Raw genomic sequence first — 13,991 nt, forward strand, 5'->3', positions numbered from 1 at the left:
ATGAAGGACAAGACAAGGGTTGCCATCCTCTATGGCGGGCGCTCGGCCGAACATGACGTGTCGCGGCTGTCGGCGGCCAATGTGCTGAAGGCGATCGACCGGACGCGCTACGAGGTGATGCCGATCGCCATTTCCCGCAGCGGCAAATGGCTGCTGCAGCCGTCATCCGAGGCAGCCGGCGACGGGGCAGGGGCTCCGGTGTCCGAGGATGGTGCAGAGGTCGCCCTGCTGCCCGGCGGCAAGGGCAGGCTGGTGGCCGTGCCGCAAGGTGGCGTGCAGCCGGAAGTGCCGCCCGTCGAGGTCGTCTTTCCCGTGCTGCACGGTCCGTTCGGCGAGGACGGCTCGGTGCAGGGCTATGCGGAAGTCGCCGATGTCGCCTATGTCGGCTGCGGCATCCTGGCTTCGGCGGCGGCCATGGACAAGGATGTCGCCAAGCGGCTGCTGCGCGAGGCCGGGCTTGGCGTTGCCCGCTCCGTCACCTTGCACCGAAACGACACGCATTCCTTCCAGGAGATTGCCGGGGCGCTTGGCCTGCCTTTCTTCGCCAAGCCGGCACGCCAGGGCTCATCCTTCGGGGTGAGCAAGGTGGATGACCGGGACGGTTTCGAGGACGCTGTCGCAACGGCTTTCCGCTATGACGGCAAGGCGCTGATCGAGGAGTTCGTCGACGGCCGCGAGATCGAGTGCTCGGTGCTGCAGCGGGCCGACGGCTCGCTGACGGTGTCGCTGCCCGGCGAGATCATTCCGGCCGGCAAGCATGGCTTCTACACCTACGAGGCCAAGTATCTCGATGCCGACGGCGCGGTGGTGAGGGTGCCGGCCGATGTTCCGGCCACGGTTGCCGACGAGGCGAGGGCGATGGCGCGGCAAGCTTTTCTGGCGCTCGGCTGCGAAGCCATGGCGCGCGTCGATTTCTTCCTGCGCGCCGACGGCAGCCTGCTGGTCAACGAGGTCAACACGCTGCCCGGCTTCACCGACATCTCGATGTACGCCAAGGCGCTGGCGGCGATCGGCATCGGCTACAGCCAGGTCATCGACGTGCTGATCGAACATGCGTTGGCAAGGCACGCGGCGCGCTGAGCCGCCTCATCCAACGTCACGCCGAGGTTGCCGTCAGCCCTTGGAACGTCGATCCCGATGAGCCGCACAAACCCGTTACTTCGGACGGCGCGGAACATACCGGCCTGCCCGGCATTGAAGGTAACCAGCGGTCCCTGGGCAAAGGTTGCAAGCCGGCTCAATATGCCCGACCATGGCCGCCGGCAGGGGGAGACATCAAGTGGCGGCCAATCGTCGAAACGGCATGGCGTCTCCGGCTCACGGGCTGGAGGATATTCTTTCGGCCGCCGCGCCCCACCCGCGAACGTCATTGCCCACCGTGGCGACCATCGTCACGACGGTGGCGGCGCTGTATTTCGGGCGTGAGGTCTTCCTGCCGATCGCGATCGCGCTGCTGCTGACCTTCGCGCTCGCGCCCCTTGTGTCGGCGCTCAAACGGGTCGGCATCCCCCGGATTGCCGCTGTCATCGCCAGCGTGCTGGGCGCTTTCGCGGCGCTCGCCCTGTTCAGCTTCATTGTCGCCACGCAGGTCAGCGAACTGGCGCAGAACATCCCGGTCTATCAGACCAACATCCTGGCCAAGATCCGTTCGCTCAAGGAAACCGGGGTCGGGGGCGGGATCATCGCCAGATTGAGCCGCGTGGTCGAGCGTGTCGGCCAGGAGATCGACAGGCAGGATGCCTCGCTGCCGGCCGCCACCCCGGACAAGCCGCCGCGCGAGCCGGTGCCCGTCGAGGTCGTCTCACGCGAAAGGCCGCTCGAGGTCCTGCAGAACATAGTCGGTCCGCTGATCAGCCCGCTCGGATCAGCCGGGCTGATCATCGTCGTCGTCATATTCATGCTGCTCGAGCGGGAGGATTTGCGCGACCGCTTCATCCGGCTTGTCGGTTACGGCGACCTCCACCGCACCACCGAGGCGCTTCAGGATGCCGGCAAGCGGGTGGGCCGCTATCTGCTCATGCAATTGGTCGTCAACATCGTCTATGCCATACCGATCGCGATCGGGCTGTGGGTGCTCGGCATTCCAAATGCGCTGCTGTGGGGGCTGCTGGCGCTGGCGCTGCGTTTCGTTCCCTATATCGGCCCGGCCATAGGCATGCTGCTGCCGCTGCTCCTGGCGCTGGCCGTGGCACCTGGCTGGTCGCTCGTCCTGTGGACGGCCGCCCTGTTCGTGGTGATGGAACTGGTCACCGGCAATGTCGTCGAACCCTGGCTTTACGGTTCGCGAACGGGCCTGTCACCGCTGGCGATCATCGTTGCGGCGATCTTCTGGACGTGGCTCTGGGGGCCGCTCGGACTGGTCCTGTCGACGCCGCTCACCGTCTGCCTGGTGGTGCTGGGCAGACACGTGCCGCAGTTTGAATTCCTCGACGTGCTGTTCGGCAACGAGCCCGTGCTCGAACCCCATGCGCGCCTCTACCAGCGGTTGCTGGCCGCCGACCCGGAGGAAGCCACCGACCACGCCGAGGAGATGCTGGAAGAAAAATATCTGGTCGAATTCTACGACAAGGTCGCCATTCCGGCGCTTCTGCTGGGCGAGCGGGACCGCGCGCGCGGCGTCATGGGCGACCTGCAAAGGCGGCAGGTGGCGGCCAGTGCCCTGACGCTGGTGGCCAACCTCGACGACAACGCGCAGGAGGAAGCGGACGAGGAGGATGGCCCGCTCGCGGCAGGGGAGCCGGGCGATGACGGCAAGGCCGCCGGCGAGGACGAGGCCGACCTGCCCGATGGCACCGGCATGTCGGTGCTTTGCGCGGGCGGGCGTGGTGAACTCGACGATGCCGCCGCCGCGATGCTAGCGCAGGTGCTGGAAGTCCAGGGCGCGACAGCGACGAAGGCGGGCTTTGCCGACATGGAACCCGCCAACATCCGCCGCCTTGGGCTCGAAACGGTCGACACTGTCGTGGTCGGCTTCCTGAACCGGGACTCCGTCAAGCACGCCCGCTTCCTGGTTCGCCGGCTGAAGCGTGCGAAGGCGGCGCTGCGGGTGGGAATCGTGTTCTGGTCGGAGACCGGCAACGAGGACAAGGAGACGGCCGCCAGGCTGGCCCACGACATGAACGCGGATTTCGTGGCGAATGGCATGGTGGACGCGGTGGTGGGCGCGCTGTCGAACGAGCCACCCGTTGCCCTCAAACTCATCGCCAAACGCCGCATGCGACGTCCGCGGGCCGCCCCCCGAAAAACTCCTGCCGCAGCGGCGAGCTAGGGACGCGCCTGCCGATCGATCATCGCCACGGTCGATCGACTTCACGCAATCGAGTTCACGCAACAGGGCGGCGGATTTTCCGCCGCCCTGTTTTTACCGGTCACGAATGATGATGGATATGCCCTTCGGCATCGACTTCTCCAACCGTGAAGCTCTGGAAGCCCGGCATGAGCTGCCATATGGCCGCAAGGCCGATGATCAGATAGGCCATGCGGGCCAGGGTGGCGCCCCCGAGAGCCGTGCCGATTATGTCGTAGCCCGTCACACCCATGGACAGCCAGTTGAGACCGCCAAGGATGATGAGGGCGAGGGTGACGAGGTTCATGGTGCGCATACACGCCTCCTGAATGTTGCCTGACGAAAACGCCTGTAAAAAAACGCCTGTCGTTTCAGACGGTTCCGTCGATCACGACATTGTGAACGGCGCTAATGGTCCGTGAACGCCGGCCCGCTCAATCGAGTTCATTCGAGCAGGATATGCGCCTCGCGCGCGGCCTCGACAAAAGCCTGCCTGGCGACATCGGCGGCGACGTCGCCGCTTGTCGCGCGGCGGCAGGCGCGCAGCGCGGACTGATGTTTCTGGCTGCCGGTGTCGCGCCAATGTGTCGTGAGCAACTCAATGGCCTGCTGTGTGTTGGACAGATGGCGGATGGAGCCGGTGACGCCGACCGAAACCACCACGGGTTTGGAAAACCATGCGGTTTGCATTGGAACCTCGACTGCGTTGCAGTCGTTAAACGCTCCTCGCGGCGCAAGGTTTCATCCCTGCCAATCACTGTGGCGTGAGGCCATCCGTCGGCGGCGAAGGCAGTCGTTCCAAGCCGGCCAGGAAAGCGGCATATCAGGCCGCCTCCCGACCACCTTGCGCAATCACTCACATATTGGAGGCGACGTCGCGGGCGGATCTCGGTTTGGGCTTATGGGCCGGACGCTGCCTTGTCGTCCGCTCGGCGGGGCGGGGAGCGGGTTTGACCGTGTTCACGTCGACCGTCTTCAGATTGTCGGGCGCTTGCGCCTTGCGGCGCTTCAGCCAGCTCGAAGACATTTCGACAAGGAGACTGCGCAGGTCTTTCACGACGTCCTCCGCTTTCAAGACGACGTGGTAATTTCCGAAGACCAGGCTTGTTCCACGCCGGCAGACGTCGAGCGCTCGCCCGGGCGTGCCGGCCCCGCCGCTTGATTATTGAATCGTGGCTGGTTGGGGGAAATCGAGCAGGGCGGTCGCATGCTCGCCGCCATCCTCGACGAGGCCATCTCCAAGCAGAGCCAAATCGTTGCCGAGGCCGTCGAATTCGATTGCCGCGCCAATGAGTTGCGCCGCCTGCAGGACCAGGTGTTCGATGTCCTCGAGGGCGACATTCTCGGCCAGATTCCTGACCCTGACCCGCTCCGCCAGCGTGGTGATGTTGACGATGCCCGCGGTCTTGAACGCCCGCAGGACCGAGGACGTCACGTCTTCGCGCAGGCGCTCCGAATAATCATACCGCATCGAAACCTCCCAGGGGGAATGGTTTTCTTTCCAGAATCCACCTTGCCTCTGGCGCTGCGTGATGGCAAGTAACGATATAAATATTTTCCAAATAAATCAACTAGTTAGCATAGTTGTCAGAATTGCGCGGCCGACGCTTGATGCTCATCCTGCGCGGGATGCGCTCTTCACGCATCTCATGGTCTTGACGCATTATGAGGAATGACCTAATTTTGAGCTGAATGAGTTAGATACTAACTCGACGTATTTTTGGTCCTGAGCGAGGAAGCGCACATGGCTGAACTCGAACGCCCGGAACGACTGCAGATCATGCTGACTTCCGATGAACTGGCGGCGCTGGAAAACTGGCGCTACGACAAGCGCATGCCGAGCCGCTCGGCCGCTGTCAGGGAGCTGTTGCGGCGCGGTCTTGCCTCGGACGGTTTCCTGACGGCGGAGCAGGGCATCAAGTCGCAGGACTATGGAATCCTGCCCACCGACGGCGGCACGGAATAGCTGCAATTTCGGTGCCGGCAGAACTCTGCAACCTGGTGGCGCTTGATTTCGTAGAGCAGTAGTTGCTCCATTCTTCGCTGTACCGGAGCGACAGGCTCGCTGGGGAGAGTGTTGGGGCCGCCCCGGCGAGCTACATCCTCGTTGCGCGGTTTGCGGTTGGCCTCGAGTGCCAAGCCTGCTCGCGCGGCCTGACGTGCAGGGCGGCTTTCAATTTTCCATGAAGGTGTCGGGAAGTACGTCAGCTTCAATCGCCGCGCTGATGAAGGCAGTGTTTTGATTCATCCCTTGCGATGACGATGAGTCAATTCTTGACAGCCATGATCCCGCTTATGATATTTTTTTGCGCCCACGGTTGCGCCAAGCCGGGGCAGTTCGTCTCAAAAACTCGTTCAACGGATGGAGGAGTCTATGAACGGCAGGATTTTCGAGCGGCCTATTCTGGTCAAGAACGGGCAGTTTGTCGTCGAGGAAATTGGAAGTCTGGCCGACGCATTCGAGTTCCTGGAACGATGGCCCGAGAGCCGGCGGGGACCGATTTATCAGACCGCGCTTCGTGCCTGTCAGCGCGCCCATGACGGTCACCTGCCGCTTTCCGTGGCACGCGACGCGTTCGCCGGGTTTGCCCGGTCGTTCAAAATTCTCGAGCCCGCTTCCACCGCGTTACCCTGGATGGCTGGGGCGAAATCGGGCCGCGGTGGGATACCAGCATAATCGGCGAGCGGAGGGCCGTTATGGCCACTGCGTCGTTGCCATTGCCACAGCGCCATTCGCCGAGACGAGCTGCCCTCATCAATCCAGGTGATTTTCCGACGCGGACTGCGTTAGAATATCACCTCACCGAATGGAGACCCGTCGTGGCCAAGGCTGACAAGCTCCCTTTCAATGTGAACGGCTTCCTCAATACGGTGGACGGCGGGAGGACTGTGGCGACGTATCTAAAGAATGAGACGGTCTATTCGCAGGGGGACCCGGCGGATTCCGTCTTCTACGTCCAGAAAGGCAAGATCAAGGTCTGCATCCTATCAGAGCAGGCAAGGAAGCGGTCGTCGCTCTCCACGAGAGCGGAGACTTCTTCGGCGAAGGCTGCTTGTCCGGCCAGCCGGTACGGTTGGCTACAGTCTCCGCGATGGTGGACAGCGTCGTCACGCGGATTGATAAGGCATCCATCACGCAGGTGCTCCGCGAGGAGCCGAAGTTCTCAGAAATGTTCATATCATACCTGCTGGCGAGGAACGCCCGCGTCGAAGAGGACTTGGTGGACCAGCTTTTCAATTCCAGCGAGAAGCGTCTGGCGAGGTTGCTGCTTCTGATGGCAAATTTTGGCAAGGAGGGGGATCCGCAAACTGTCATAGCGAAGATAAGCCAGGAGACGCTCGCCGAGATGGTCGGCACCACCAGGTCGCGCGTGAGCACCTTCATGAACAAGTTCCGCAAGCTCGGATTCATCGAATACAACGGAGATCTGAAGGTTCATAACTCTCTGCTGAACGTGGTCCTGCACGACAATCCTCACCTCAGGGGCAGGGACCTTTGAGGCACCTGTTCCGTATGGAACAGTCGAGCCACTTGCACCTGTGTTAGATTTCAAGTTGGTCCAACCCTCTGGACCGGACCTGCAGCCCTAAGGCCGTCTTGACGCAACGACATGACTGCCGGCGTAACGGACCCCCCGGTCGTGTTCTTCGACAAAGATGGTAAGGCGTTGCCGGTGACCAAACGGCGCGTCCGACCCCAGCCCCCCCAACGCCGGACGCGCCGGCCCGTTGCTGCACCGTGGCCGATGCATTTGGAAAGCCCTTTGTCAGAGGAGACTCAGAGCGCCTGATCGGTGCGCCGCCAAGACACGAAGACTCCGGAAAGGACCAGGATCAGGGCAGGCCCGGCTCATCTTGCCGCGCGTGCTGGTTCCCGCTCATGGGCTCGAACCACGATTCACGCCTTCAAAGGGCGCTGTCCTACCATTAGACGAAGCGGGATAATCGGGCAGACGCACCACCCCTAGCCGGTTCGCGCGCCGGGATCAACGCGTGCCGGCGGCGGGTAGTGTCTCAGTTTGAAGACCCCACCGCTTAGCAGCCGCCTTCTTGGCGATCTCGGCGCGCCGCTCCGGCGTCATGTTCTCGGCGCGCTTCTTGCCGCCCTTCGAGCCAAGCTCTTTGGCGGCGGCGTTCTTGCCGTCGTCCTGCACGTCGTCGGCTTCCTCGCCAGTGGCAATGCGCATGACGCGGACGGCGTTGCCGATCACGTCGGCGGGGCGCTTCTGACCTTTAGGTCCGGTTGGCATTTATCGTCCTTAACCGCTCCACTAGATCGTGAAGCTCTGCGTCAAATATGCGGGCGAACTCTGGAAACAGGCCCTCCCGCAGTTCTGTGAGTTTCGCGCCGCCGATACCGTGTGCGACGGCGTTTTCAAGATCAATCTGCGCTCCCCATAAAAACCAGAGAAGTCCATAGTTGGCCTCGTGGTCACTGGAGAGGCTTAGGGTTTTCATCAAAGATGCAAAACGCGTTGCCGCTTGAGGATCAAATTCCCGTTGGCGGAGCTTCATGAAGAAGCCATCTCCAGATGTGAACTCGCGTTCCATATTTGTAAGGTTTTCAACTGTCGTCATTCTGGAGCTAATGTGATGGCTTTGGCCGACCACCGCAACCGGGTCGCCGTCAAATTTCAAACTGAGACACTACCCGGTGGCGACGCCAACAATCAGTTCGGGAAGTTGGCGACCGGTTCCTCGCAGCGGTAGACAGGGCAGTGGCCGTCACGGGTCGGGACATAGGCCGACATCGGCACCTCCGGCCAGTCGCATTCGTTGCCGAACTGCCTGACATAGCGGTCATAGGTGTTGGGGCCGGTGGTCAGCACCACGGCGCGGTGGCTCTGGATCAGTTGCCGAAGCTGCTCGCAATTCATCGTGCGCGTGTCGGGTCTGGCATTGGCAAGACCCGCCGCGGCCAGCATGATGGCTGCTGTCACAGGAACAATCTGGCGGATGGGCATGGCGATTACCTCGAGCGGGCGTGTCACCGGAACCTCGCATCCCGGCAAGCCATTCCGCAACAGCCAGCAGGCGGTCTTTTTGCGGCGCAACCAAATGGCACGTCGCGCATTGCTGAAGATGGACAGCAGGAAACCCTACGAGACGCCGAAATGGTGGCCTGGCGGCGATGATCGCGAAGCCATGTGCTGTTCCTTCTGCGGTGGCCGCGACCACCGCTATGAGCAATGTCCGCAACGAAACCATGCGATCGATCCATCATCCGACACCGCGGGCGACGCCCTTCCCAGGCCTGCCTTGTTCTGAATCGAGGCTCGTTGGCGCAATGTGGCACCCCCATTGCAACCAAAATGTCCGTCCTGCATTGCAGGGCATGGGCAGAATGCATTACGCAAGCCTGAAATACGTTTGAGAGGGCGACGGCAAGGCGTGAGGCGGCCTGGCGTGACCGAGGGAAGTCGGGGGGGCAATGACGGAATTGGCAAGCGTGAATGGCCCGATCGAAGCCAGCGCCGACGCAAGGCTGGCGGCGATCGTCGATTCCTCCTTCGACGCCATCATCAGCAAGGATCTGAACAGCGTCATCACCAGCTGGAACGGCGCGGCGCAGCGGATGTTCGGCTACACCGCCGAGGAGGCTGTCGGCCAATCGGTGCTCATGCTCATTCCCGATCATCTCAGGGATGAGGAGGCCGACATCATCGGCCGTGTCCGCAAAGGCGAACTCGTTGCCAGCTACGAGACGGTCCGGCGCCGCAAGGACGGCGGGTCTATTGCGGTGTCGCTGACCATCTCACCGATCAGAAATGGATCGGGCGAGATCATCGGCGCTTCGAAGATCGCGCGCGACATCACGGCCACCAAGGAGAGCGAGCGGCGCATCAGGCTCCTGTTGCGGGAGGTCAATCATCGCGTCAAGAACCAGTTCGCGGTGATCCTGTCGATGGTCAGGGAAACAAGCAAACGCTCGACCGATCCGCGTGAGTTCGAAGCGCTTGTCCGCTCGCGCATCATGGCACTGTCGCGTTCGCACGATCTGCTGGTGAACTCGGAATGGGCGGGCGCCAGTCTCTTCGACCTCATCCAGGAACACCTCAAGCCGTTTGGCCACGAGGAGCAGGTATCGCTGTCCGGGCCGCTTCTGACCCTGCAGCCGAACGCCGTGCAAAATCTCGGCATGGCATTTCATGAGCTCGGGACCAACTCGTCGAAATATGGCGCGCTGGCGGGGGATACCGGGAGAATCGAGGTCACCTGGCTGATCGCCACCGGCGCTGCGGGCAACCGGGAAATCCATCTCGTGTGGGACGAAACCTCGCCAGCCCGCGCCGATGAACGACAGGACGAAGGCACGCGCAAGGGTTTCGGCACCGTCGTCCTGCAGCGGGTTTCGCCACAATCGTTGAACGGTTCGGCGGTCCTGGAGCGTCACCCGGGCCATCTCAGGTGGTCGCTGACGGCGCCGCTGGAATCGATCATCGTTGCGCAAATCGGCGCCGAAATGCCTGCCGCCGACAGAGATCCGTCCTTCAGCCCTTGAAGGGGCCAGTCAAGCGACGGCGGACAAAGAAATCCATTGGAAGCACGAGCCGGTTTCCGCGGCGCGGAAATGGCCAACCTTTTTCGTCGGCAGGCGTTGTTCCCGTGAAGGCAAGGCCGCCGCGGGCGGCCGTGACAGGAAGGAGACCGGGATGAGAAGTCTCGCCATCGTGCCGTTCAGCCTGGTGCTGGCACTGGCCGCGCCAGCGGCGGCGCAGACGGATCCGCTGCAGGACAGCCAGCCGCCGCAGGCAGACAAATGCCGCGCCCAGACAGGGCAAGGCAGCAAACAGCAACCTGCTGGCGGCGATCTGACGGAAAAGCTCAGCGACTGCGGCGGCGTTCTGAAACCGCCCGCCACCGGTGACCAGGGGATGACGGCTCCGGCTCCGGACGAAGGCAAGACGCCGGTGATCAAGCCAGGCGACGTGCCGGCTCAGCCGCCCGCGCAGTAGAAGTCGGTTTCGTCGGCATCGTCGCCGGACGGGGAACCTCGCACCGAACGAAACGTTTCCGTCGTGACTTGGATTTGAAAGGACGAGACCGTGAGAGATATCGCCAGCACCGCCACATTGCTTGCGTCGATCGCCATCGTGATCGTGCTGATGCTGATGGCGCCGAAGAGCTTCGGGTTCGAAACCTCCCACCCGATTGTACAGGGCGATCCGCTAGAACAGTAGTCAGGGTCGATTCAAAAAGCAGGCGAGGCACGGTGCCTCGCCTGCTTTTTTCATGGCTTTCCAAAGCAAATAGCAGAAAGGCGTGAAACGATAAACCGCCTAGCGAACCAGCACGCCCGCATGATTGCACAGGGCCGTGAAGGCTTCCTGGGCCTGTGCGGCACCTGCCTTGCTTTCCAGCGCGGCTTCAACCTGTTCGCGCGCCGCCTGATAGAAGGGGTCACGCCTGGCATGGGGCCAGTCGATCAGGATTTCGCTGGCATCCTTCAGCGTGGCGACGTCGCGGATCGTGTCCGAGCCATGTGGCTTGATCCGCAACGGCGGCGATAGCATCAGCTCAGCCATCTCTTGTTTTCCCGCTATTGGAGGAGCCGCGCTTCGCGCGCGGCGTCGATCATCGCCCGCATCGCCTTTTCCGGCGGCGTCCAGCCGTCCAATGCGTCGCGACAGCTGCGCAACGCTGCCCGGTACCGCCGGCCCTGGCCCGCCGGCCAGTCGCCGAGGCACTCCAGGCCTTCCCAGGCGCTGCGCACGACGCGCTCGCGCTCGGGGGCGAATTTCAACCTGATGGGCCGTGGGAACATCTTGTCGTTCAAGCGCTCGTCTCCGGGACTGTGAAGCGTCGGATAACGTACGCAACAGGGGAGGGTTCCGTGCTCGAAAATCAAATTTCAGCCATGCGCCACGGCGCCCGAAAGGCCTGGCGTGGCCACACGGCAAAGGCTTACAAAAGTGCTGTTCCGGGGGGGCGCGCGGCTGATCGTCAACGGCTAGGCGCCGCGCTGGCGGCTGCCGGTCCAGCGCATGGTGTCGGGCGTTGCGACCTCCATGCCGTGCCTCCCAAGGTGCGGGAACACCGAGACAGGCGCCCACCCCGATCGCACGGGGTGGGGCGGGCTCTATCCGCGAGCGGCCATATAGGCGTCGAGCTTCTTTCTCGATGGCCCATAGCGCTTGATGATGGTCTGCGCCTCGCTCGGCGGAATGCCGTATTTCCTGGCAAAGGCAGCAACCTCGTAAGGCTCCTCGCTCGAAACCAGCTTGCGGTCCTGCTTTATCTTGGTTTTGTCGTCAGCCATTGCAGGCCTCGCTTTCTGTTGCCGGGGAAACGCGTGCGCGCGGCCGTTGGCGCGCTGTTCCGCGATCAACAGAGCATAACACAGATCGGCGTCGCGGGTTCCACGGGCATGACAATAATGCCGGCCAGGAGGGGGCCGATCTTCAGCCGATGTTTTTCAAACCGACCGCTGCATCGGATCGATGTCGGAAGGGTGGCCGCCGTCACATTCGGCGCAGGGCGCGCTTACGCCGGGGCAGCCGTGCCGGTGGGTGCCAGCGGGACAGCAATGGCCGTTGGAACTCGTCCAGCGCGGACATTGAAAGACTTGGCCCGCGCCGCCGCAGCCGCTGCACTCCGGCACCGTCGACCGGACGACATAGGATCTTGCCCCAAACCTGACGCTCGCGCCCAACTCTCAAACCCACCCAACAAACCTGCACCGGCACAGATGTGCATTAGCCCCAGCTTAATAATAACACGATGCTGGTTACGAACAAGTTTCGGGATCATTAATTGTTCGTGAAGGCCGCCGGGCGGTCGCGGGGGCCTCAGGCGGGCTTCAGCCGCATCGCGGCGAGATACATGAGCGCCGATGCGGCTTGCCCGCGGTCCCAGCCGGCGGCCTCGGCCTTGTCGAGCACCGCGTCGAGGTGGGGGACAAGCATGTCCCTGCATTCCTGTTCATAGGCGGCGGTCATCGCCGGATGTTGCGGCGCACCGATGGTCAATGCCTTGGCCATGTCCGATTCCTCCCCTCTGAGCGGTGCGGCACTATACCATCAGCCGGCAAACCGAAATCGGCTTTTTTCCGGCACTGTGCATGGAATCAAGGGGTTAGCTTCCTGGCCATGCGATGGACCGGCGCAAAAGGCCGGGACACTCGACATCATGGCAATCTTGGCGCCATGATTTCAGCCAGGTCCGGGATCGGGCAGGGACAATGGGGGGTTGGCAATGACTGACACGCAAGGCAATTCGAACCGTCTCCAGCAGCATGCCGTCGCCGGGTCACGTCCGATCGGCAGCGGCATCGTCGCGCTGGCCATCGTGCTGGTGCTGATCGCCGCCGTCATGGGTTCCTGGTACACGATCGACCAGGGCGACCGCGGCGTGCTTTTGACCAATGGCGCGTTGAGCTCGGCCGTCGATCCCGGCCTGCATTTCAAATTGCCCTGGCTGCAGCGCGTCGAGAAGATCAGCCTGCGCCAGCAAGTCATCAAATGGGGCTGCGAGAACCAGAGCGACTGCGGCAACCTGCCGGCGATGCAGGCCTATTCGCGCGACCAGCAGCCGGCCAACATGCGCGTCACCGTCAACTTCCACGTGCCGGCGGCCGAGGTCAGCAACGTCTACATCAATTACGGGTCGATCGAGGCGCTGGCCGACCGCGTCATCGCCCGCAAGGCGCCGCAGGAAATCAAGACGGTGTTCGGCCAGTATGACGCGGTGTCGGTGATCCAGAACCGCGCCAAGTTCAACAAGGATGTCGCCGATGCCATTTCGGCGGTGACCGACGGCCCGGTGATGATCGACAGCGTCCAGGTCGAGAACATCGACTTTTCCGACGCCTATGAACAGGCGGTCGAGGCGAGGATGACGGCGCAGGTGGAAGTGCAGAAGCAGGAGCAGAACCTGCAGCAGGAAAAGATCAAGGCCGACATCGCGGTGACGCAGGCCAAGGGCCGCGCCGACAGCGTCAAGGCGGAAGCCGAGGCCAGCGCCTACAAGACCAAGATCGAAGGCGAGGCGACGGCCGAAGCGATCAAGGCGCGCGCCGCCGCCCTTGCCAACAATCCGCTGCTGGTCGAACTGACCAAGGCCGAGAAGTGGGACGGTCAGTTGCCGAAATCGATGATCCCGGGCTCCACGGTGCCGTTCCTCGAGCTCGGCACGCCGGCGCCGGCGGCGAACTGAGGGCGCAGCGCAGTCGCGAGGATCCAAGCCACGATCGCGACCTGCGGTTCGCCAGGGATCATGCCCTGGGTTCAAAAAGCTCGACCACGTTGCCGGACGGGTCTTCGCAAAGAATCTGGCGGCCGCCCGGGCCGTCGACGATCTCGTTGCGGAACGGCACGCCGGCCTCGCGCATCCGGGCGGCGTTCGCCGGCAAGTCCCGGACTTCCAGGACGATGCGGTTCCATCCGCCAGGCTGCGGCGTACGGCCATCCGGCATCGGTCTCGCCGCCGACGCCATGGGCCCCGCGAGCCAGAATGTGAGGTCGCCGCGCTTCAGGATGGCCATCGCCGGACCGAACTGCTGCTGCAACGCGAAACCCAGATGCTTCGTGTAGAATGCTATGGACAACTCGACATCGCTGACGAGATACCGGACCGTCGCCATCCGCTGGCTCCCTCACAACAGATCAAGCACCCCATGCAAAGCAATAGCGTTCAGGGCAGGTCGCGGGCAAGGTTCGCGTGCCATCGCGCGGTGAGCTGGCTACCGTGCCGTGAGTGCCCGGCG

General features: G+C 62.9%; 21 protein-coding genes, 1 tRNA gene and 1 pseudogene. 10 read left to right on the plus strand and 13 right to left on the minus strand.

Translation table 11 applies throughout. From position 1 onward, the window contains the following. Entirely contained in the window at nucleotides 1-1,080 is a 1,080-nt protein-coding gene (locus tag OOJ09_RS22005) for a D-alanine--D-alanine ligase family protein (RefSeq protein ID WP_269907214.1), read from the plus strand. A gap of 199 nt (nucleotides 1,081-1,279) precedes the next feature. Further along, nucleotides 1,280-3,268, plus strand: coding sequence for an AI-2E family transporter (locus tag OOJ09_RS22010; RefSeq protein WP_269907215.1), 1,989 nt, complete (start codon nucleotides 1,280-1,282; stop codon nucleotides 3,266-3,268). 100 nt (nucleotides 3,269-3,368) lie between these two features. Here OOJ09_RS22010 and OOJ09_RS22015 read toward each other — a convergent pair whose 3' ends face one another. The 4 genes from OOJ09_RS22015 to OOJ09_RS22030 all read right to left on the minus strand — a co-directional run bounded on the left by OOJ09_RS22015 (nucleotide 3,369) and on the right by OOJ09_RS22030 (nucleotide 4,757). Continuing rightward, a complete protein-coding gene (locus OOJ09_RS22015) occupies nucleotides 3,369-3,602 on the minus strand; it encodes a DUF378 domain-containing protein (RefSeq protein ID WP_269907216.1) in 234 nt (77 codons plus the stop codon). Between the two features lie 128 nt (nucleotides 3,603-3,730). Continuing rightward, entirely contained in the window at nucleotides 3,731-3,976 is a 246-nt protein-coding gene (locus OOJ09_RS22020) for a DUF982 domain-containing protein (protein ID WP_269907217.1), read from the minus strand. A gap of 166 nt (nucleotides 3,977-4,142) precedes the next feature. Beyond that, nucleotides 4,143-4,343 (minus strand): hypothetical protein, encoded by a 201-nt coding sequence (locus OOJ09_RS22025; protein ID WP_269907218.1) that lies wholly within the window; start codon nucleotides 4,341-4,343, stop codon nucleotides 4,143-4,145. Nucleotides 4,344-4,448: 105 nt separating this feature from the next. After that, complete coding sequence (locus OOJ09_RS22030; RefSeq protein WP_269907219.1) at nucleotides 4,449-4,757, minus strand: hypothetical protein; 309 nt, start codon at nucleotides 4,755-4,757, stop codon at nucleotides 4,449-4,451. 273 nt (nucleotides 4,758-5,030) lie between these two features. Here OOJ09_RS22030 and OOJ09_RS22035 point away from each other — a divergent pair, with 273 nt between their 5' ends. From OOJ09_RS22035 to OOJ09_RS22045, 3 genes and pseudogenes are all read left to right on the plus strand, one after another. Beyond that, a complete protein-coding gene (locus tag OOJ09_RS22035) occupies nucleotides 5,031-5,252 on the plus strand; it encodes a hypothetical protein (protein WP_269907220.1) in 222 nt (73 codons plus the stop codon). A 408-nt stretch (nucleotides 5,253-5,660) separates the two neighbouring features. Continuing rightward, nucleotides 5,661-5,963, plus strand: coding sequence for a DUF982 domain-containing protein (locus tag OOJ09_RS22040; protein ID WP_269907221.1), 303 nt, complete (start codon nucleotides 5,661-5,663; stop codon nucleotides 5,961-5,963). 143 nt (nucleotides 5,964-6,106) lie between these two features. Beyond that, nucleotides 6,107-6,786: pseudogene (locus OOJ09_RS22045) on the plus strand (Crp/Fnr family transcriptional regulator). A 368-nt stretch (nucleotides 6,787-7,154) separates the two neighbouring features. Here the strand turns inward: OOJ09_RS22045 and OOJ09_RS22050 are convergent. The 4 genes from OOJ09_RS22050 to OOJ09_RS22065 form a co-directional block, all read right to left on the minus strand. Beyond that, a tRNA-Gln gene (locus tag OOJ09_RS22050) sits at nucleotides 7,155-7,228 on the minus strand. A 44-nt stretch (nucleotides 7,229-7,272) separates the two neighbouring features. Continuing rightward, nucleotides 7,273-7,536 (minus strand): RNA-binding protein, encoded by a 264-nt coding sequence (locus OOJ09_RS22055; RefSeq protein ID WP_269907222.1) that lies wholly within the window; start codon nucleotides 7,534-7,536, stop codon nucleotides 7,273-7,275. Beyond that, nucleotides 7,520-7,924, minus strand: coding sequence for a hypothetical protein (locus OOJ09_RS22060; RefSeq protein WP_269907223.1), 405 nt, complete (start codon nucleotides 7,922-7,924; stop codon nucleotides 7,520-7,522). The genes OOJ09_RS22055 and OOJ09_RS22060 overlap by 17 nt, the downstream gene beginning before the upstream one ends. Before the next feature lie 32 nt (nucleotides 7,925-7,956). Beyond that, nucleotides 7,957-8,250 (minus strand): hypothetical protein, encoded by a 294-nt coding sequence (locus tag OOJ09_RS22065; RefSeq protein ID WP_269907224.1) that lies wholly within the window; start codon nucleotides 8,248-8,250, stop codon nucleotides 7,957-7,959. Between OOJ09_RS22065 and OOJ09_RS22070 the strand changes: the two genes are divergently transcribed. The 4 genes from OOJ09_RS22070 to OOJ09_RS22085 all read left to right on the plus strand — a co-directional run bounded on the left by OOJ09_RS22070 (nucleotide 8,249) and on the right by OOJ09_RS22085 (nucleotide 10,467). Continuing rightward, a complete protein-coding gene (locus OOJ09_RS22070; RefSeq protein ID WP_269907225.1) occupies nucleotides 8,249-8,554 on the plus strand; it encodes a hypothetical protein in 306 nt (101 codons plus the stop codon). The two genes, OOJ09_RS22065 and OOJ09_RS22070, sit on opposite strands and share 2 nt — an antisense overlap. Nucleotides 8,555-8,717: 163 nt before the next feature. Beyond that, a complete protein-coding gene (locus tag OOJ09_RS22075; protein WP_269907226.1) occupies nucleotides 8,718-9,788 on the plus strand; it encodes a sensor histidine kinase in 1,071 nt (356 codons plus the stop codon). A gap of 151 nt (nucleotides 9,789-9,939) precedes the next feature. Then, nucleotides 9,940-10,242 carry a hypothetical protein gene (locus tag OOJ09_RS22080; RefSeq protein WP_269907227.1) on the plus strand — a complete coding sequence of 101 codons (303 nt, stop codon included), beginning with the start codon at nucleotides 9,940-9,942 and terminating at the stop codon, nucleotides 10,240-10,242. Nucleotides 10,243-10,332: 90 nt separating this feature from the next. Beyond that, complete coding sequence (locus tag OOJ09_RS22085) at nucleotides 10,333-10,467, plus strand: hypothetical protein (RefSeq protein WP_269907228.1); 135 nt, start codon at nucleotides 10,333-10,335, stop codon at nucleotides 10,465-10,467. A 99-nt stretch (nucleotides 10,468-10,566) separates the two neighbouring features. Here the strand turns inward: OOJ09_RS22085 and OOJ09_RS22090 are convergent, their stop codons facing one another. The 4 genes from OOJ09_RS22090 to OOJ09_RS22105 form a co-directional block, all read right to left on the minus strand. After that, a complete protein-coding gene (locus tag OOJ09_RS22090; protein WP_269907229.1) occupies nucleotides 10,567-10,812 on the minus strand; it encodes a DUF982 domain-containing protein in 246 nt (81 codons plus the stop codon). Between the two features lie 14 nt (nucleotides 10,813-10,826). Continuing rightward, nucleotides 10,827-11,063 carry a DUF982 domain-containing protein gene (locus OOJ09_RS22095; protein ID WP_256754068.1) on the minus strand — a complete coding sequence of 79 codons (237 nt, stop codon included), beginning with the start codon at nucleotides 11,061-11,063 and terminating at the stop codon, nucleotides 10,827-10,829. A gap of 303 nt (nucleotides 11,064-11,366) precedes the next feature. Continuing rightward, on the minus strand, nucleotides 11,367-11,546 hold the full coding sequence (locus OOJ09_RS22100; RefSeq protein ID WP_269907230.1) for a DUF3606 domain-containing protein: 180 nt from the start codon (nucleotides 11,544-11,546) through the stop codon (nucleotides 11,367-11,369). Nucleotides 11,547-12,075: 529 nt separating this feature from the next. Then, nucleotides 12,076-12,267, minus strand: a complete 192-nt coding sequence (locus OOJ09_RS22105) for a hypothetical protein (RefSeq protein WP_269907231.1) — start codon at nucleotides 12,265-12,267, stop codon at nucleotides 12,076-12,078. 214 nt (nucleotides 12,268-12,481) lie between these two features. Here OOJ09_RS22105 and OOJ09_RS22110 point away from each other — a divergent pair, with 214 nt between their 5' ends. Beyond that, entirely contained in the window at nucleotides 12,482-13,441 is a 960-nt protein-coding gene (locus OOJ09_RS22110) for a prohibitin family protein (RefSeq protein WP_269907232.1), read from the plus strand. Nucleotides 13,442-13,499: 58 nt separating this feature from the next. On the opposite strand, the gene OOJ09_RS22115 is transcribed toward OOJ09_RS22110, so the two are convergent. Beyond that, on the minus strand, nucleotides 13,500-13,868 hold the full coding sequence (locus OOJ09_RS22115; protein ID WP_269907233.1) for a VOC family protein: 369 nt from the start codon (nucleotides 13,866-13,868) through the stop codon (nucleotides 13,500-13,502). Nucleotides 13,869-13,991: the final 123 nt, after the last annotated feature.

This window comes from Mesorhizobium qingshengii (assembly GCF_027563465.1).
In the GTDB taxonomy this organism is placed as follows: Bacteria; Pseudomonadota; Alphaproteobacteria; order Rhizobiales; family Rhizobiaceae; genus Mesorhizobium; species Mesorhizobium qingshengii_A.